Below are 18,378 nucleotides of genomic sequence, written 5' to 3' on the forward strand. Positions count from 1 at the left end.
TTCTCGGACAGACACTTAGAACCGGCATTCTCAGAACATCGCTCGTGTTGGTTGAATGCAATCGGTCATCCGACCAGTACGATCCAACTAGGGCCTTCGGATGCACACCAAGCAACGAGCTTCACCTACAGATGGCACTCCAGTCGCCCAGCCCCTTGCAGGGCTGGTCTTGGTGGGCACTGCCCAGCGCACGGGTGCGGACTTTGTCAGGACCGTAGACATTGTGCAGCAGCGATGCAGCCCGAGCCATTTACTGCATAGGTGCAGCAGCAATCACTCCCGGCGGCGGCTTCGCGACGAAAGTCGTCACGGCACGCGCGGTTCACGGCGTGAGTTACAAGAAACCGAACGAGCATCTCAGTCAGAAAGCGTTGGTCCTCAGCTTTTGCTCCAGAACTGCAGAGCACCGCTATCCGTGTGCGCGCGTAGCGCGCTGCCGTAACCCCAATGATGGCGTGCTCGCGTTCAGCTATCAGAAGGCCCTATTGGCGTGAGCACCTCGGCGTCAAGCGAGGGCGACGGACAAAATGTCAACTATGCTGGGCCAACCGAGGGAGGAAGCCCGACGCATCTGCCGGGTCTGAGATGCGTCGGGCCGAGTGGGAGACTGTGCGCGACAGTCTCCCTCCCACAAACGCGTCTGCAAGTAGTATGCCGTGCCCGTGCTGCTACAGCAGCGTCTCAAATTAGATATCTGGTCTGTGCCGCAAAGTTCCCCGAGGCATTCAGAGATGCTCGGCCCACAGCTGGTTCTTGGAGGCCTAACAAGCTGAGCCTATTCGCCTTCCAAAAACTCCCGCCATCACCTTTCGTTTGGATCAAAAATGAGGCAGAAGAAGCGGACAACGGACCGCGGGTCCGTCAACAACAGATATCTAGATGTTTGATACATTGCTACCCGTGACTGGAACGATCGTTCCCAGTTCGCGCACGACAGAGGCAAACGATCGAGATCTAAGTTTAGATTTCGCGAAAGGTGCGCTTATTGTTTTGGTGATTGTTGGGCATCTCATCCAGTATGTCATCTACCGAGATGACGGGTTTTGGTATTCGCCGTACTACAAATCGATCTATATGTTTCACATGCCACTCTTTATGGCGATAAGCGGATATCTTTCTTCTCGATCGCTGCTGCAAAAGTCGTTCACTCGAGCCGCCAGCGACCGTGCGAAGCAGCTCTTGCTGCCGATGCTGTTCTGGTGGGCGATAATGGAGACAGCTAAGTTAGCGGCATTGTGGCGCGCGACCAGCCTAACGAGCGGACTTTCGGAATTTGTAGACGATCTCGCCGGCACATACTGGTTCATCTGGGCCACGTTTGTTTCCTACCTTCTCATCAAGATCTTTACCAGGCTCAAACACCGATCGTGGGTCATATCTGGTTCAGCCATACTGGTCGCACTCGCGCCTCTGACGTTCTCCATATCACCACTGATCAGATTCACTTACCCGTTCTTCTGCTTGGGATTCTTGCTTGCTCAATCGAGAGAACGATGGACGAGTATATCGCGACCTCACAAGACGCTGCTCGTTTTATTTCTCTCGATAGTGACCTGCGTATGCTTTCTAGCTTGGGGAAAGGACACTTATATCTACAATAATCTTGGGATAATTCACGATTTCCGGTCGGCCAAAGACGTGCTTCTGATGTTTGTTGGCTCTGCAGCTGCCTCAGCAATCGCTATCGAGCTCCTGCTGCAATGCTGGAGCTTTGGCCATTCAAATCGAATCGCCCGCTTTATCGCTGTGGAGTTGGGCCAAACCACGCTGCTGCTTTATCTCGTCCAGGGTACCGTGTTCCGTCTCATGGATTTCATACAGTTCGGAGAACTTTGGGATCTCACGACCCGGCTGATCATCGCGGGTGTGCTCGGTGCCGCGATTGTTGCGATCGCGCTAACGGTCCGCTCGATTGTTCGTGGCGTTCCATATCTGTCTCAGCTCGTCCTCGGAATGCCACCACGCTCAGGTCTCCCGCAAGCCAAACCTGCAATGAACTAGCTATGGATTTGATCGTTTGAGTGCGGCAGGGCGTTGCGAGCAGCATCGACTTGTGACGGCGCCGGAATAGGGTTGGAACCTAGACGCGACCTGCGAACGGGTGCGCGACCGTCGAACTGGCATCGGGCATAAAAGCCAGCCCATCGAACCAGCATGAAAGGTCCACTGTGGTCGGTACCGTTGCGCAGGGCGCCCGCCTCGCTCTTGTGTCATCCCTCGGAAGCGAACAGCTCGGGCCGGCTAGTCTTGAAGGCGCGTATTTCTTAGTAGTGCATCGCCCTCCGCTGCGCGCGGATACCGCGCTATCAATTCGAAGTCAGGCAAGAGGTCAAGAATGCCTTGCAGCGATAGCTGACCTTCGTAGAGCTCATGATCGCTGTATTCCGTGTAGATGAAGCGCGTATTGCTCAGTGTGTGTGTGCCGCCGGCGATGACATCGGACTCGGCTCCCTGCACGTCCATCCAGATAAGATCGATCGTCTTCAGATTCGCTTCACTGTACCAGTGTCTAGCCGCCGGGTTTCAACCGAGATCGGGCGATCGAACCGAATCCAATCATATTCGGCGAGATGGTTCTTCGGGTGCCGTATTGAACCCGAGAGGTCCCAGTCCCTCGAATCTCCATCGCCATTGCTTGGATGAAAATCGATCTTGCCATTTCGATCACTGATTGCGATCTCGAATAGCTTTACCTTGTCGAGGTCGACATCCATGTTCTTCCTGAAGCGGGCCACCGCTCTGGGATCCGGCTCAAAACAGTAGAGTCCGGCGGTTGGGCACAGCTTGAGAAAATGCCCTGCGTCGGCCCCATCATTGCAGCCTATCTCCAAAATAATGGGATCTGGCTTTTTGAGAAGCGAGAGAATGTGCTGATGTACTTCTGACACGGGATCGGTTCCAGCTGAGGGTGATGTCTTAGGCACCTCCTCCTCAATCACGCGCGTCAGTCCGCGGTCAAGTATATCAACGTATGTGGCGCCTTCCGGAGGCTTTGGTCGGCTCTCTCCATCTTCAGAGCCAGGCAGATCCATCGCCTATCAAACACTGCACGCGGCCGACAGCTCACTTTAGAGCAAGGCACAAGTGTGGAGAGGCGAGCCGAGCGCTATGGCCGTGACGGCCACCGAAATAATTGAGCACATCCGCAGCGGACATGTCCGTGTTGCCCGTCATTTTCCGCGCACATTCTCCAACGTGGGATGCGCCTTCGGTTCTGCGGGCTGGTTCGCCAGAAACGATTTCGCTGGCTGCGTAGGTCGGCTTATAAGCCGCTCATATCGCTCGGCCAGCTCGATCAATCTCGCCTTGATCAAGCGATCTGCGCTGCCCACCAGATCGCGAACTGGTGCACGCCCGCTAATCGACTGTTCATCCATGTCAATATCCATCCACTGCAAAGTTCGGTTTTCTCGCGGTCGGTCTCGACGCTCAGTCTCGCTAGGTGGAGAGCGGCCGCATCACGTGCTCGATAAGCTTTGTCGCGTCAATATACGCGGCAGCGCACAGCACGCTGACGAGAGCAGCGGAGCTAATACCGGCTTGAGTGTTTCGGCATCGAGAAGATCACAATGCTGCAACCGATCGACGGCACTCTGCTGCCTCATCGCGAGTCGAGATGAGGCTTTCAGCCTGGCGCTCCCCGGACCGAAATGCCCTTTCGCCAACGAACAAGCCGCAAGTGATGACCACAGCTTGGTGGCATTGTTCTTCCCTGAGATGGCGGTTGCTCATCGCGAGCCCGTCCGGTTCTCTCACGGCTGGCACGGTGACGATCTCGATAGGAAGATTGGGATCCACGCCAATGCCGCGCACAAGCGCCGCGCGGTTGAACTTCTTTTGTCCAATCAATGCGACAGCTGGCCGCACGATCTAGGTGTTGGTGTCGCGTCTTGTCGGCTCGTCGGACCCATCATGAGGTATGAGTCAGCCGATGCCATCGGCCGGAGAAAACTGCATGCGCATGTACTACCAGGTGGACGCTTTCGCAGAGGGACTTTTCGCCGGCAATCCCGCAGCCGTTCTCGTTCCTTGACGGATGGCGAAGCTCCAATTGATCGTCCGACAAGTGCGCCATTCCAGCCTGCTCTTCCGATAAGAGTTCCATGCTACCGCATATCTGCTCTGCTCATTGCATGTCGGCTGTGGCGAGGCGTTGCCTTCGCGATATCGAAGCCCGCCTGTAGGGGGCAGGCCGGCATGGAACAGGAATTACGAGCGACGGTTGAGCGGGCGATTGTCGAGGCGGTTCGCGTTCACGAACCGCCTCGCTGCTCATCAATCATAGACGCGTCGTCGACACCCGGCGCATGCGGGAGTTGGCGCAGCCCTTGGCGGGTGATCTTCCTCCCTTCGCCTTCATTCAGACCCCGCAGCCATCGCTCCGGCCCCACCCAAGAGCTTCACGTTGAGGCGGCCGCCGGTGAACAGCATGTCGTCGAGCGCTTCCTCGATGTCAGCTGTGGTCACTGAGTTTCCGCCGTCACGAGCGATGCATGATTGCGCAATGCGTCGCATCAGCTCCTTAATGAAAGCGGCGCTGACGCCCTCAGTGCGGCGCACCGTCTCGGCTACGATCTCCGCCTCAAGCGGCAGGCCCATGCCGTAAAGCCGGATCAGCTTGTCGCGGCCGGTCGTATCAGGCAGCGGCATCTCGATCGCCTGGTCGATGCGGCCGGGGCGACCGGCCAGGGCGCCCTCGAGTTGCTCGGGGCGGTTGGTGGTGAGCACGAAGAGGATGTCAGCGTCTTCCTTCAAGCCGTCCATTTCATTTAGGAGCTTGTTCAGCGCGGCCTCCTCACATGTTGTCAAGTCGTCGCGCTTGCTGGCGATCAGATCGACATCCTCGATCACCACCATGGTAGGCTGCAGCAGGCGCGCGAGCGCCATATAGGCGCTCAGCTCACCGACCTCTTCGGCGGTGATGATTAGCGTGGTGTGTCCCGGTAGGTTGGTGGCGAGATAGCGGATGGTGTGGGTCTTACCGGTGCCGGGCGGGCCATAGAGCAGGATGCCCTTGCGGGTCGACTGGCCGAATCGGCGGAGTGCGCCGCGTGTGGCGACAAAACTCAACACGTTGCGATCGAGCAATTTGATAGCCTGTTCCCGCAGGATCACGTCCTCGCGCCTCACTGGTGCCAATCGATGCACCATGATGCCTCTTGAGCGGCCGCTGTAATCCGCACCTTTCTCGAATGAGAGGATCTTGCCGCGATAAGAACGTGCCGCGTGTACCGCCCGTTCCAGTTCGTCAAAGCTGCGCTGAACAAAGGCTTCGCCGCCAGACCCCGCAGGGGCAACGATTTCAATCCGGATCCTCGGCTCTTGCTTGAACTCGAACTCAGTAGAGAGCACGACGGCATAGAAAAATTCGCTCGCCCGGCAAAGCCACAGTCCATTGTACAGGCATTTGACCGGCGCCGTCTCGCCAGTATCAACCTGGTGATATTGCGGCGGCACCAGCGAAATCGCATTCCGTCCACGCCGTTTCATCCGAGCGAATGAAAGCGTCTCGTACCTATGTTCTGCATAGGCGCCGAAGAAGCGGACCGGATCGGCGAATAGCTTATCGATCGCGACCTGAACATCGGCCTGCATGTGGCCCGGGAATTGCCGCACAGTAGTGGCGAGTTCGCTCGGCGGTATATTGGTGAAGTGCCACTCAAGCGCTTCGAAGGCATATTCGAATTGCACGTCGGACAGGTCGGGGCCGTCCGCTTCGCCCGCGGCTTCGCCCGTGATCAGCAGGGGACATCCTTCAGCTCGGATACGCTCTTGCGCCGCCTCGAGGAGCGCCTTTGCGACTGAGGGAGGATAGCGTCCGCAGACGGCCTTGCCATGCTGCAAGACGAGTTCGGCGAGCGCAATGGCATCCCGCTCCTGTTTGTCGAATACCTCGCGCAGCAGGCGTACCACGAAACCGAGAGTCGTCTTGCCGTCATTGTGCAAAACAAGCTGAATGGGCGCACCGCCTGCGCAGATGTTGTCCACAAAGACCCCCGATGCGTGTTCTAGTTGTTCGGCAGTGTTCGTCATGAAAGTGGTTTCCGATCTAAGCTCATCACCGGACACTTCGGCCGGCTTAGACATGTTATGCAAATTGCTTGCCGCCGCGTTCCTTACGCTTCATCGGCGGAATCCATAAAGAAGACACGCAAAGCCGCCGCAATCCCTCGAAGACCTTTGTCAGCAACCCTACACGCGCCGCAAAGCCAACAGGCGCGATCTCGGACAATGTCAAGCTCGGGCGCGCTGGCATGCGACTTGCCAATTCCTATGCAAACGACCCAGGCAAAAAGGATAGCCATGATCAATCTGACGGATAGCGCAGTGAATGCGCTCAAGAGCGCGATCTCGGCTTCGGCGCAGCCGACGAGCGGCCTGCGCATCATGGTCGAGGCCGGTGGCTGCGATGGGTTCAAATACCGGATGAGCCTGGCCGGCGAGGCTAAGCCTGACGACACCGTGATCGAGCGCGACGGCGTCAAGGTGTTCGTCGTCGACAATAAGGGCCCATCCATAAACAACTGAGTCATAATTGCCACAGATCGCGAGGATTCTTTGCGCGGAATTCCCAATGATGAGTCGCGCGACGTAGCGTCGTGGGGTGGTTCGAGCCGCTCAGGCGCGCGCCGCGCGGAAGCGCTATCGGGAGATGGCCCTTGTTCTGAATGAACAGAGCCTCCGGCGCTTTGTCGCCCTGGAGGCGAAAGCGCTGGGACACGGCGGGGTCAGCTTGATGTCCGGCATCAGCGGATTGGCGCGGTCGACGATTTATCACGGACTTTCTGACATTCGCGACAACGTGGCGGTTCTGGCTGGACGTGTCGGTAAGGCGGGCGGCGGGCACAAGAAGAAGTCGTCCCGGGATCCGACCCTCGCGGCCGATCTCAAGCGCCTGGTCGAACCGGTGACGCGGGGCGACCCGATGCAGCCATTGTTGTGGACGACCCGCAGCCTGCGTAACCTCGTGACCGAGCTGGCGAAGGAGGGTCATAAGGTTTGCCCGACGGTTGTCAGCGAGCTTCTGCGCGGCATGGGCTACAGCCTGCAAGCGAACAACAAGACACGAGAAGGCGGCCAGCACATCGATCGCGACGCGCAGTTTCAATACATCAACACGCAGGCCACGACGTTCCTGGCGGCGAACGAACCGGTCATATCGGTCGACACGAAGAAGAAGTAGGCAATTTCAAGAACAACGGCCGGGAATGGCGTCGCCAAGGCAGGCCTGAGCTCGTCAACATTCATGACTTTATCGATCCCAAGCTAAGCCGCGCCGTGCCGTACGGCGTGTACGACATCACCAATAATGTCGGCTGTGTCAGCGTCGGCACGGACCACGACACCGCCAGCTTCGCGGTCAATGCGATCCGCCGATGGTGGCGGCAGCAACGGGTCTCGTGTGCGCCTATGGAAGGTCGAGCTTCAAAAACTGGCGGACGAGCTCAAGTTGCCGATCACGGTTTGCCACCTGCCGCCCGGCACCAGCAAGTGGAACAAGATCGAGCATCGTCTCTTCTTCATCACCATCAACTGGCGGGGAAAGCCACTGCGTAGCTATCGCACGATCGTCCAGCTGATCGCCGCGACGACAACAGATGCCGGCCTCAAGGTGCGCGCCGAGCTGGACGAAAAGAAATATCCCAAAGGCGTCAAGGTTTCCGATCTCCAGAGCCGGCTCCGCAACTTTGAACAGGTCGATAAGTGGAGTTTCTGCCTGACAGCGGGCACGCTGATGCCTGCGAATCAGGAGCGACGATGAGCAGACGAGCACGCCGGAACCACACACCGGCCTTCAAGGCGAAGGTGGCGCTTGCCGCCGTCAAGGGCGACCGGACGATAGCCCAACTGGCCGAGCACTTTGATGTCCATCCCAATCAGATCACGGCCTGGAAGGCCCAATTGGAAGGCGGCGCTTCCGGGGTTTTCGGCTCGGGCAGCATGTCGCCCGCCGCGCCCGCGATTGACGTGAAGTCGCTGCACGCCAAGATCGGGGAGTTGACGCTGGAGAACGATTCCTAAGAAACGGCGTCTTCCGGTGTCGGCTCAATAGGCCGGAGAACAAATCCGAAGGATTTGGCGCGTCGATGTAGATTGTCGATCACCCGTGACCGATAACGCGTCTCGTAGAACGACGCACCAGGATCAACGTACTCCATTCCGTGACGCACGGCGTTGTAGAACAGCACGGCGATCTTGCGTGCCGTGGCGGTCACCGCCTTGGCCTTGCCGATGCGCGCCGAAAGCCGCCGGTAGAATGCGCCCAACGCGGTATCGGTGCGTCCAACAGTTACGGCGGAAAGGCGCAGGAGCGCCGCTGCCCGACTGCCGCAACGGCGTGTTCGAGAGGACAGAACCTTCCCGCCGGAGATCTTGTTGTTCGGCGCCAAGCCTAGCCATGAGGTGAAGTGTTTTGCGCTCCCCCAGGCGGAGAGGTCGTCGCCGCACTCGGCGATCAGCTTCAGCGAGAGGTAGGGACCGAGACCGTCGATCTGGGTGATGTCTTTTCCGAGCAACGCGAACAGCGCCTCGCGGACGTCGAAAGCTAGAGCGTTCGCCTGATCGGTTCGATTCCGACGCCGCGAGGCCCGCGGCGCTGATCCATGGCCATGACCGCGATGGACGATCAGTGCCTTTAACACGGCTTCGATCCGGGCGTCGCAGGCCGATACCTTTTCGTGATAAGCGTCGTAGAGGGCGAGTGCCTGCTCCAGCGCGAACAGGTGCTCGGCGCGGTAGCTCCCGGTGAGCGCCTTTTCGATGGTCTCCGCACTGGCGTGACACCGATAATCACGCAAGCATGCCAGTACCTTGGGGTCATGTTCGCCAGCGAGGATCGCGCGGATGATCCGCAGACCAGTCGCGCCAGCGATGTCGGCGACGACGTGGTGGAGTTGGAGATTCATCTCTATTAACGCCTTCTGCATGTGCTGGATATGAGAGGCCGCGTACTCGAGCAGACGCTCGCGCTGACGTACGTATGCTCGCAGCTCGGCAATCTGGTCTTTGGGCCGGAAACTGGCACGCAGCAGACCGTAGGAATGAAGCCGCTGTAGCCACTGCGCATCGCTGACGTCGGTCTTGCGTCCGGGCACGTGCTTGGCATCGCGGGCATTGACGAGGAATACAATAAAGCCACGGGCATCGAGGAGCTCGAAGATCGGAATCCAATAAACGCTGGTCGATTCCATGACGACCGTCTCGACGCCGCACTCTGCGAACCAATCCACCAACTGATGTAGGTCGGTCGTGAAGGTACCGAAGCTGCGCACTGGTTCGGACGTTCGATCAGCCCTTACGGCGGCCATGTGCATGGTCGCCCCGACGTCGATGGCCGCCGCGTTCGGGTAGACCATCGGCATCTTGTGGTAGATCTTGGGTTTCGATCTCTTCTGCTTCATCTCGAATCCTCCTGTTGACGACGGGCAGAAGGGCTGGGCTGCGCTATTGGTCAGATTCCTAAACGGGATCGCCGGATGGCGTCACCATTCTCAAGTGCGCAACAACCCATGGACCAGGTTTTTTAACGGGGTCACTTGCCACCAAAATCGTATCGGCCGCTCCCTTCCGGTCCGCAATCTAGCGCAGGCCCGTTTCTATCCCACAGGGGGAGCGCAGCGCCGCGCATAGTTTTTTAGAAGGAGCGCTCACCAAGGCGGGATTGCTGAGCGCAAAGCGATGATCGACCGTGAGCACGATCTGTCGATCACCAGGCAGGCTGAGGTTCTGCGGATCAGCCGGGGCAGCGTCTATTACCTGCCTCGGTCAGTGCCGGACGCCGATCTCGCGATCCTGCGGCGTCTCGACCGGTTGCATCTGGAGTATCCTTTCGCCGGTTCGCGGATGCTGCGAGGCCTGCTGGCTTTGCAGGGGTGCAAGATCGGCCGCCGGCATGTGAAGACGCTGATGCGGCGGATGGGGATAGAGGCGCTCTATCGCCGTCCGCGCACCACGAAATCCGAGCCCGGCCACAAGATCCATCCATACCTGCTGCGCGGCATGGAGATCACGCGGCCGAACCAGGTCTGGGCGATGGACATCACCTACATCCCGATGGAGCGCGGTTTTGTCTACCTCGCGGTCGTGCTCGATTGGGCAACCCGTCGTGTTCTGTCGTGGCGGCTGTCGATCACCATGGAAGCAGCCTTCTGCGTCGAGACGCTGGAGGATGCCTTGGCTCGTCACGGCAAGCCGGACATCTTCAACACCGATCAGGGCTCGCAGTTCACCGGACAGGCTTTTACCGGCGTGCTCGCCGACAACGGCATCGCGATCAGCATGGACGGCAAGGGCGCATGGCGGGACAACGTGTTTGTCGAACGGCTCTGGCGCAGCATCAAATACGAAGAGGTGTACCTGCGGGCCTATGACAGCGTCAGCGAGGCACGACATTCGATTGGCCGGTATCTCGATTTTTACAACGGACGACGTCCGCATTCGAGTCTTGACGACATGACTCCGGATCAAGCCTACTTCAATCTTCCGCCGCTCCGCGCGGCGGCCTAACCCCGGCAGAGGCTCCACTTATCGACGCGGAGATTCTGTTCAGACAAACGGGACCAGCTCTGTCCTCGACGTGCTCACCCATACCAATAATGCCGCCGCAGCAAACTTTGATGCCCACCTCGCGCACGCGAGTAGGAGTGTCGATCCGATCCTGCAAGGTCCGGGTAGTGATGATGCTGCGGTAGAACTCCGGCGAAGTGTCCACGTTGTGATTGTAGAAGTCGAGGCCGGCGTCGGCGAGCCGTGCGGCTTGCTTTGGCGTGAGCATGCCGAGCGTTACGCACGTCTCCATGCCAACACGTTTAATGGCGGCAATCATGTCGCAGACCTGATCGAGGTCGCGGTCCTTTGGACTGCGCCAGGCCGCGGCCATGCAGAAGCGAGTCGCCCCGGCAGCCTTGGCGCGCTGCGCGGCGGCGACCACATCAGCGCGATCCATCAAGCGAGTTGCCTTCAGGCCAGTGTCGTGATGCACGCTCTGTGCACAGTAGGCGCAATCTTCAGGACAACCGCCGGTCTTGATGCTGAGCAGACTTGCGGTTTCGACGTGGTTTGGGTCGAAATTGCCGCGATGAACGGTCTGGGCGTGAAATAGGAGGTCGGCAAATGGCAGCGCGTAAAGCCCTTCCGCCTCGGCACGTTCCCAGTCGCGGCGGACCGGCGCGCCGTTGCGGCCGCTATTGCCTTCGACTTCCACAGCCCCCCAAGACTTTCGCTCGAGCATACAGACGACACCGTCGTGCGTAGCTCCGCAAAGCAACCCTCTTGCCCGTTATTAAACGAGAATTATCGTCGAGTTGCGCCGGGATGGCGCTGATATCAGGCTAATAGCCGCCTCTCATGCAGGATTTCCTCGCAGCATCAAGGCACGCGCAACAACTCTCCTCGACGTCCCTCACTCAGGCAACTAGCCGATGCGTCCGGTGGTTGCGCCCCATAGGATCCTTTCCTGATACGAATGTGTTTGGCCGCGCGCCATGTATAACGGATCGACGGATCTGCTCTAATTCGTCACCCGGCCGATTCCTCGCTGGTGTATGCACGTCACATTCCGCACAAAAAATGGTGGTCCGGGAGAGCCGCCTCTGCGAGCGTTGCCTCCCGCCGCCTTCAGAAGCGCAGCGGGTTGGGCTCTAGGGCGCAGAGTGGTAGCCCGCACGCCCTTGGCGGGCCTGTGCACCATTTCGTCACCCATGCTCCATCGACGGTGTGCTCGTCGCCCGTGACTGTGTTGAGCAAATCCGTCTGGACTCTCGAAGATCATCCGCGGGAACAGCACAGTACTTTGCCGCCGCTCGACTTACCACCGACGCGGCGAAATCTGTTATGACACCGCACTTATCTGCGCAAACAGAATTGCCGCATCAGACGGCCCGAGCCCGACGATGCCCACGAACGCTGCCGGAGGCATCGGAATGACCTGACGTGTCGGCCTCCAGAGATGCAGGCAATAGCGACTATTGTTGACATACTGCGAGCGAGGAGGATGCAGCTGGATCACGCATTCCTCCTGATCCCAAAACAGATCTTTGACGAGGCACATTTCGTCCCAGTTTGGAGATCGCCGTGGCGTCGACACAGAGACATGCTCCCATCCCGGACGGACGAAGCCGATGATCTTGAGTTGACACCCACAAGGCCCCTGCACGAAGAAGAGACCGGAAGGACCAGATCCCGGTGCGGTGGCGAATCGGCCATCGCGGACGCGCCCCGCCTCGAGTCTTTCTACAATTTGCTTCCTCACGCGTTCTCCTTGCTTCGGCCGATAGACTTGACTCCGGCACCCCTCGTGTCGTCCGACTGATACATCGAGCGGCTGCCACCCCGGCATGGGCAGCCCCAAATACTACTGATCATCTGCACCGAACTTATCTGGACGAAGAACATCGGTTCTGTCCGGAATCGTCCACCGGAGAGTTCTGTTGTGGTTGGTCTTTCGACTATGATTTTCAATTGGATTTTCTCGTCATGCGTGACTTCGTTGCGAACTTGCCTCATGCAGACGATCCGCGCAGACATCTACGATGGTTTGGCTACGCAAGCCATGCCAGCAGGAGCTTCTGCTCGCCTCTTCGCCTTAACAAGTCCGCAACGTTATGGCGTTGAGCTAACCGTGTTTGGTGCAAGATGCCAGAATTCGACTGAACACGCCGCACAGCCAAAATGGCGGCGGAAGCCAATTCGCGTGGCATGATCCAGCGAACCGACTACTTTGTCACCCAAAGACACGTCGCCGGCTTCAGCAGATGATGCAAAGCCACGCCAATGCTTCGCCAGTTCGTCGAGCGAGAGGCTTGTAATTTCGCTCTTGCGACGATCTGACGGTGGGCTTTCATCTCATTCCTTCTCATGTCCAGCGGTCAGCCGGCTTGCCGCCTGAGACACCGTCAATGCGTCATCTATGTGGCGGACCACAACTCACACAATCGATTCACGGCCAGAGGCTCGGACGCGCGGACCGCACTTTTTAGCAGCCTCGCTCATTGGCGTTACCGTATGAGGGCGTTTGCCCTAGAGCCGTCCAACGGAGAGGCTTCCGCGCTGCGATCAAAACGCCTTAACCTTCGATGCAACCGTTCGCTCCGGCGGCGATCAGAACTGCCCGTCGTCAACCTCATTTCTTTGCCGCTTCTCCGCGAGGCGAGCCAGCTTATCATATTCCTTAGCGACCTTGAGGAGCCTGCGTCTGGATGTGTCGTTCTCGAGCGACTCCGCTTTTACTCGCGTCGCTTCCGCACGGCCTCGCCAATGTTTGGCGTCGGAGAATGGCTTCTTCTGCTTCATGCAAAAGACCATGCGATTTTTAGATCAAGAAAATGCGACACATGCCCTACGTAAGATCCCGTAGGCTGGCTTTCGCAAAAGCACCTCATTTGCCGTCATCTGCCGCCCGCTCTGTCAATGTCTGAGATGCAACAAGCCACTCGCAATAAACGCAAGCGCGTCGAGTAAGCTTCACTGCGGTCTTCTCGGTTGAGAACGCCCGCTTGGAAACACCCACGCCAACGCAAAATGATAGTGGAGATTGGACTCACTGGTGGCTCGCGCCAGATCCCGCGCAAAATGCGCGACTCTCGACATAAGGGCTTGAATCGGACGTAGCGTCAGATTGTAAGGTCTTCAATGCAACTGGCGACCGTGCCTGGCCGCACAACAGCTTCCGGGCGACCAAATTGGGCGTGTGTGTCATTTGGAGCTCAGATTGCAGAGCGCCGCGGTGCCCCAAACGCCTCAGTGAGGCAGCCTCGGCGAATCATTGCAAGATCTCGCGAGGAAACCGGGAGTGCAGGAGAACCGGATGCTGAGCATCGCCGCGTGGTGCCCGATTTGAGATATTGCTCACGGCGGAAGTCGCCGTCTGGAGATCAGCGCGTTGCTGTTCAGAGTGGAATGGAAGTTGGAGGCCATACCCCAACTTAGGTGGTCGTGATCTACCTACCGCGAACCTGCAAATGGCTTGCTCCCGCCGAAACGGGGCCGCTGTAGGCATTCACGTTTGCATAGTGTTCGATACGCATCCTCCTATCGTGACGTTTTCGTCATGCCTGGCTGCGATGATTGGGCGATCGTACGAAAGCCGTTCGGATTATGAGCTGGCTCACAGCTTGCTGAGCAATCTCAGGAGGGTTCACGCCTTAGAAATTACCAACGCCTCCTCGATATACGCATCGAAAGCTCAAGGAGCCCGACTGCATGTCCGCTTCATTCGCGGCCCAACGATTGGCCCTTCGAGCAGGTCGCATGTCCGAGGCGGTCAGGCCGTCTTGGCGCCCAGAAGAGCACCGAGGCGGCGCCATCGAAGGCATTGTCGGGGGATGCGTCAACTGGTCGCTCACGCCGGAGCCCCTTCGGGCGCCTGGATTGCTTCCGTGCCCGCCTCGATCGTGTTTTTCGGGACGCGCAACACGACCTCCGGAGGATCGATGGCTTCTGCGGCTTTGGCTATCAAGCAGTCGTTCAACTGATGACCATGTAGCGCGCGAGCTGAGACCACAAGGAAATCTCGATCTATGCTCTGTCCGAAATGTCACACAGAAAACTGGCGCGAGATCCCAATGCACGATCCCTGGACTGGCCGACCAGTGATCACCTGCAATACTTGCGGTGAGTATGCCGAGTACGGTTGCCTCCTGCGCAAAACGGCGCACGCGATTATCGCTGCTACGTTAGCCTGTAACGTGAGAATAGAGGACCAACGCGATCCGCGGGCGATTGCTGATAGGATTTTGGATGCGCTGGAGAATGCGGGCCTAACAATCGCTCGCGCCTCAAGATGAATGGGAGGAACCGCCGATCGGCACCGCTACGAGACCCTGGCCATCAAAGAGCATGGCTCACTGCGCCGCTCGTTCCAAAAGCCGTTGTTGCCTGCAATACCGCCGTCTTTCCCGCGGCCGATCTGGAGTTGCACGCCCCCATAGCAACTCTTTGATACCAGCCACCATTGTAGCAACCACGCCAATCTGGACCCAAGCCACGATCCTCAACGGGACCAGGGCTGAGCACCGCTTGGGCGCGGCCTTTCCAACGTATGACACCGAGGCAGACCTTCCCACAACTATCGAACCCGCAATCCTGACGTGGCACCTGACGGCGCCTTTCGAGGTCGATAGTTCAAAGTTGTCTAGAACGGCGAAGTCACTGTTGGTGCCCTGACGGAATTGGGCTCATTGACCAGAATATCGCGCTGCCGGCGAACGAATACGAGTTTGACATTTTCACGCGATAAGCCCGCAGGGGGATTGAACCGTACGCAGCGTCAGATTGTAGAGTGCCCAGCTGGGTAGCTTCCGAATTACTGTGGACAACAGCGGAGCAGGCCGATCGCGTGCGATGAGAGGTCCTCTGCCAAAGCGGCTGAGCTTGCTCAAGAACCGGGACTTTGCCGCCGGCGTCGATAAGAGAAGGGGCGCTCGGGATCAGCAAACCGCGAGTTTCAATGGCACCGGCATGTGCTCAAGGCGGCTTGTTCACGCTGATGCGGGCTTTGCCTGGTCATAGTACCGCCGGTCCAAAGACATGCTTGCGAGCGCGGAAAAGACCCCCGGCGGAATGGTCGCCGAACCGAGCGCTGACCTTCTGAGCCATATCGTCCGCGCCTAGACGCACCATTTTGTTGATTCCGTGGCCACTCGCGAGCAATGAACCGCCAGATTCTTTCCGCTATTGAATTCGTCGTTAGGGGCATAGAGCACACTGATCGTCGCGAAGACCTCCCTTGAGGTCTGGCATGCAGGTGCATTGGCCTCATTCGTGCAGCGTTTTCTGTGAACTCAAACAGCACAGAGTCAATATGCGCGCTTTCACTTTTGCTTGCCCCATCACCAACATGATTGTCCAGAAATGGATCGATGATGATAAGGGCTGCGCGACAGAGAACGACTTTCAAGGCTTTGTTTGCCCGGCTTGCTCGCAGTTGCACTGGATGAACAGCAAGACTGGAAAACTCTTGGGCGAGGACAAGAAATGAGGAGAAACTCCCTGGCTCGCCGCGCGAGTTGAGCAAGCAGAGACAGTGGAACGCTTCTCGGTCCCGACGGGCCTGCTTACCTCCTGTCCGCGCCGCAATTCCATTGGTCGCACCCAAGCAATGGAGCAACGCCCGACTACAAACTTTCGTATAGTCCTTCAAAACCGTTTCGATGTGGAACGTTTACCTCCGTACAGTTGAGCGATCGATGCAATGTCTATACACGGTCCAGAATTCGGTGCTTCGAGAGCGTGACGCTTCCGCATTCGAAGAGGCCAGACGCGATAGAAGGTCGTCGATCGCGGGACGACATTAACCTGCGCAGAGAAAAGATTTGTCAAACCAAGAGAGCAAACGGCGGGTCGCTCTAATCACCGGCGTGACTGGACAGGACGGCGCCTATCTCGCCGAATACCTGCTGTCGCTCGGCTATGTCGTGCACGGCATCAAGCGGCGCTCGTCCTCGTTCAACACCGCGCGGGTCGACCATCTCTACCAGGACCCGCATGTGGGGGACGTGCCGTTCCTGATGCACTACGGCGACATGACGGACTCGACCAATCTGATCCGCCTGGTGCAGCAGATCCGGCCGACCGAGATCTACAATCTCGCGGCGCAAAGCCACGTCGCCGTCAGTTTCGAAAGCCCGGAATACACTGCGAACGCCGACGGCATCGGCGTGCTGAGGCTGCTGGAAGCGATCCGCATCCTCGGCATGGAGAAGGAGACGCGGTTCTACCAGGCCTCGACCTCCGAGCTCTATGGCCTGGTGCAGGAGATCCCGCAGAAGGAGACCACGCCGTTCTATCCGCGCTCGCCCTATGGCGTGGCAAAACTCTACGGCTATTGGATCACCGTGAACTACCGCGAAGCCTATGGCATGTTCGCGTCGAACGGCATCCTGTTCAACCACGAGAGCCCGATCCGCGGCGAGACCTTCGTGACCCGCAAGATCACCCGCGGCGTCGCCCGCATCGAGGTCGGGCTGGAGCAGACGCTGTATCTCGGCAATCTCTCGGCCAAGCGCGACTGGGGCCACGCCAAAGACTATGTCGAAGGCATGCACATGATCCTGCAAGCCGACAAGCCCGACGACTTCGTGCTCGCCACCGGCGAGACGCGCTCGGTGCGGGAGATGGTCGAGCTTGCCTTCGCGCAGGTCGGCCGCCGCATCGAATGGCGCGGGGCGGGCGTCGACGAGACCGGCATCGATGCGAAGAGCGGCAAGACGGTGGTGAAACTCGATCCCACTTACTTCCGCCCCACAGAGGTCGATCTCCTCGTCGGCGATGCCAGCAAGGCGCGCGAGGTGCTCGGCTGGACACCGAAGCGGAATTTTGCCGAGCTCGTCGCGGAGATGATGGCGAGCGATCTGACGGAAGCAAAACGGGACGCCGCCAGTGGCAAACGCACCGTTTGAGCTGACAGGCAAAAGCGTCTACGTCGCCGGCCATCGCGGCATGGTCGGCAGCGCGCTGGTGCGCCGGCTGGCGCGGGAGGACGTCAAGCTCGTCACCGTGGACCGGTGCGAGGTCGATCTCTGCAACCAGGCCGCGGTGTTCGACTGGTTCGCGACGGCGCGGCCGCAGGTGATCTTCCTCGCTGCCGCCAAGGTCGGCGGCATCGTCGCCAACGACACGCTGCGTGCCGAGTTCATCTATGACAACATCGCGATTGCGGCGAACGTGATCCACGCCGCGCATCTCTACGGCGCCGAAAAGCTGCTGTTTCTGGGCTCGTCCTGCATCTATCCGAGGCTCGCCGCGCAGCCCTTGCGCGAGGACTCCGTATTGACCGGCCCGCTGGAGCCGACCAACGAGCCTTATGCGATCGCCAAAATCGCCGGCATCAAGATGGCGGAGGCCTATCGCAGCCAATATGGCAGCGACTTCATCAGCGTGATGCCGACCAATCTCTACGGCCCTGGCGACAATTATCATCCCGAACTCAGCCACGTGGTCGCGGCCCTGATCCGGCGCTTCCATGAGGCAAAGGTTTCGGGCGCAAGAAGCGTCGTAGTCTGGGGCACCGGCACGCCGCGACGCGAGTTCCTCTATGTTGACGACATGGCCGATGCCTGCGTGCACCTGATGAAGACCTATTCGGGTGCGGAGCTGATCAACATCGGCACCGGCGAGGACATCACCATTGCCGAGTTTGCCCGCATCGTCGCCGAGGTCGTCGGCTACATCGGCGAGATCACGTTCGACACCTCACGCCCCGACGGCACGCCGCGCAAGCTGCTCGACGTCAGCCGGCTCGCGAGCCTCGGCTGGCGCGCGAGAACATGGCTCACACATGGAATGCGGCAGGCCTACCAGGCCTTCTTGGCGGCATCGGCTACATCGGACAAAAGGAGAGAACCATGCAGCTGCTAGCCGCTGACGGCGCTCATTGTTCGT

Annotated in this window: 13 protein-coding genes and 5 pseudogenes; 8 read left to right on the top strand and 10 right to left on the bottom strand. The window is 58.9% G+C overall.

Features of this window, described 5'->3' with window-relative positions; all coding sequences use genetic code 11:
- The first annotated feature begins 879 nt into the window (after positions 1 to 879).
- Positions 880 to 2,001 carry a nodulation factor fucose acetyltransferase NolL gene (gene nolL / locus FXB38_RS35840; protein WP_187435375.1) on the top strand — a complete coding sequence of 374 codons (1,122 nt, stop codon included), beginning with the start codon at positions 880 to 882 and terminating at the stop codon, positions 1,999 to 2,001.
- A gap of 240 nt (positions 2,002 to 2,241) precedes the next feature.
- On the opposite strand, the gene FXB38_RS44705 is transcribed toward nolL, so the two are convergent.
- From FXB38_RS44705 to FXB38_RS43210, 6 genes are all read right to left on the bottom strand, one after another.
- Positions 2,242 to 2,463, bottom strand: a complete 222-nt coding sequence (locus FXB38_RS44705; RefSeq protein ID WP_283812796.1) for an FkbM family methyltransferase — start codon at positions 2,461 to 2,463, stop codon at positions 2,242 to 2,244.
- 20 nt (positions 2,464 to 2,483) lie between these two features.
- Positions 2,484 to 3,032, bottom strand: a complete 549-nt coding sequence (locus FXB38_RS44710) for an FkbM family methyltransferase (RefSeq protein WP_283812797.1) — start codon at positions 3,030 to 3,032, stop codon at positions 2,484 to 2,486.
- A gap of 138 nt (positions 3,033 to 3,170) precedes the next feature.
- Positions 3,171 to 3,377 carry a hypothetical protein gene (locus FXB38_RS35850; protein WP_148755659.1) on the bottom strand — a complete coding sequence of 69 codons (207 nt, stop codon included), beginning with the start codon at positions 3,375 to 3,377 and terminating at the stop codon, positions 3,171 to 3,173.
- A 187-nt stretch (positions 3,378 to 3,564) separates the two neighbouring features.
- Positions 3,565 to 3,867, bottom strand: coding sequence for a pantoate--beta-alanine ligase (locus FXB38_RS45160; RefSeq protein WP_187435376.1), 303 nt, complete (start codon positions 3,865 to 3,867; stop codon positions 3,565 to 3,567).
- A gap of 489 nt (positions 3,868 to 4,356) precedes the next feature.
- The gene (locus FXB38_RS35860; RefSeq protein ID WP_148755660.1) at positions 4,357 to 6,033 is read right to left on the bottom strand and encodes an ATP-dependent Clp protease adaptor ClpS; all 1,677 of its coding nucleotides are present in this window, start codon (positions 6,031 to 6,033) and stop codon (positions 4,357 to 4,359) included.
- Positions 6,034 to 6,088: 55 nt separating this feature from the next.
- Positions 6,089 to 6,232 carry a hypothetical protein gene (locus FXB38_RS43210; protein WP_187435377.1) on the bottom strand — a complete coding sequence of 48 codons (144 nt, stop codon included), beginning with the start codon at positions 6,230 to 6,232 and terminating at the stop codon, positions 6,089 to 6,091.
- Between the two features lie 71 nt (positions 6,233 to 6,303).
- Between FXB38_RS43210 and FXB38_RS35865 the strand changes: the two are divergent.
- From FXB38_RS35865 to FXB38_RS35880, 3 pseudogenes are all read left to right on the top strand, one after another.
- Positions 6,304 to 6,495 (top strand): annotated as a pseudogene (locus FXB38_RS35865) (HesB/IscA family protein); the annotation flags it as partial.
- Between the two features lie 430 nt (positions 6,496 to 6,925).
- Positions 6,926 to 7,762 (top strand): annotated as a pseudogene (locus FXB38_RS44180) (ISAzo13-like element transposase-related protein).
- Positions 7,759 to 8,016: pseudogene (locus FXB38_RS35880) on the top strand (transposase); the annotation flags it as partial. The pseudogenes FXB38_RS44180 and FXB38_RS35880, both read left to right, overlap by 4 nt.
- Before the next feature lie 2 nt (positions 8,017 to 8,018).
- Here FXB38_RS35880 and FXB38_RS35885 read toward each other — a convergent pair.
- Positions 8,019 to 9,401, bottom strand: a complete 1,383-nt coding sequence (locus FXB38_RS35885; protein WP_148755664.1) for an IS110 family RNA-guided transposase — start codon at positions 9,399 to 9,401, stop codon at positions 8,019 to 8,021.
- Positions 9,402 to 9,630: 229 nt separating this feature from the next.
- Here FXB38_RS35885 and FXB38_RS35890 point away from each other — a divergent pair.
- A pseudogene (locus tag FXB38_RS35890) lies at positions 9,631 to 10,506 on the top strand (IS3 family transposase); the annotation flags it as partial.
- 40 nt (positions 10,507 to 10,546) lie between these two features.
- On the opposite strand, the pseudogene bioB reads toward FXB38_RS35890, so the two are convergent.
- From bioB to FXB38_RS35905, 3 genes and pseudogenes are all read right to left on the bottom strand, one after another.
- Positions 10,547 to 11,230, bottom strand: a pseudogene (bioB, locus tag FXB38_RS35895) (biotin synthase BioB); the annotation flags it as partial.
- A 600-nt stretch (positions 11,231 to 11,830) separates the two neighbouring features.
- On the bottom strand, positions 11,831 to 12,250 hold the full coding sequence (locus FXB38_RS35900) for a DUF7694 domain-containing protein (RefSeq protein ID WP_148755665.1): 420 nt from the start codon (positions 12,248 to 12,250) through the stop codon (positions 11,831 to 11,833).
- 848 nt (positions 12,251 to 13,098) lie between these two features.
- A complete protein-coding gene (locus FXB38_RS35905; RefSeq protein WP_187435378.1) occupies positions 13,099 to 13,290 on the bottom strand; it encodes a hypothetical protein in 192 nt (63 codons plus the stop codon).
- A 2,509-nt stretch (positions 13,291 to 15,799) separates the two neighbouring features.
- Between FXB38_RS35905 and FXB38_RS43220 the strand changes: the two genes are divergently transcribed.
- The 3 genes from FXB38_RS43220 to fcl all read left to right on the top strand — a co-directional run bounded on the left by FXB38_RS43220 (position 15,800) and on the right by fcl (position 18,354).
- Positions 15,800 to 15,976 (top strand): hypothetical protein, encoded by a 177-nt coding sequence (locus FXB38_RS43220; RefSeq protein ID WP_187435379.1) that lies wholly within the window; start codon positions 15,800 to 15,802, stop codon positions 15,974 to 15,976.
- Between the two features lie 334 nt (positions 15,977 to 16,310).
- Entirely contained in the window at positions 16,311 to 17,396 is a 1,086-nt protein-coding gene (gene gmd / locus FXB38_RS35910; RefSeq protein ID WP_148755667.1) for a GDP-mannose 4,6-dehydratase, read from the top strand.
- Positions 17,377 to 18,354, top strand: a complete 978-nt coding sequence (gene fcl, locus FXB38_RS35915) for a GDP-L-fucose synthase (protein WP_148755668.1) — start codon at positions 17,377 to 17,379, stop codon at positions 18,352 to 18,354. The genes gmd and fcl overlap by 20 nt, the downstream gene beginning before the upstream one ends.
- The last annotated feature ends 24 nt before the right edge of the window (positions 18,355 to 18,378 follow it).

The organism is Bradyrhizobium cytisi (assembly GCF_008123515.1).
Lineage (GTDB): Bacteria > Pseudomonadota > Alphaproteobacteria > Rhizobiales > Xanthobacteraceae > Bradyrhizobium > Bradyrhizobium cytisi.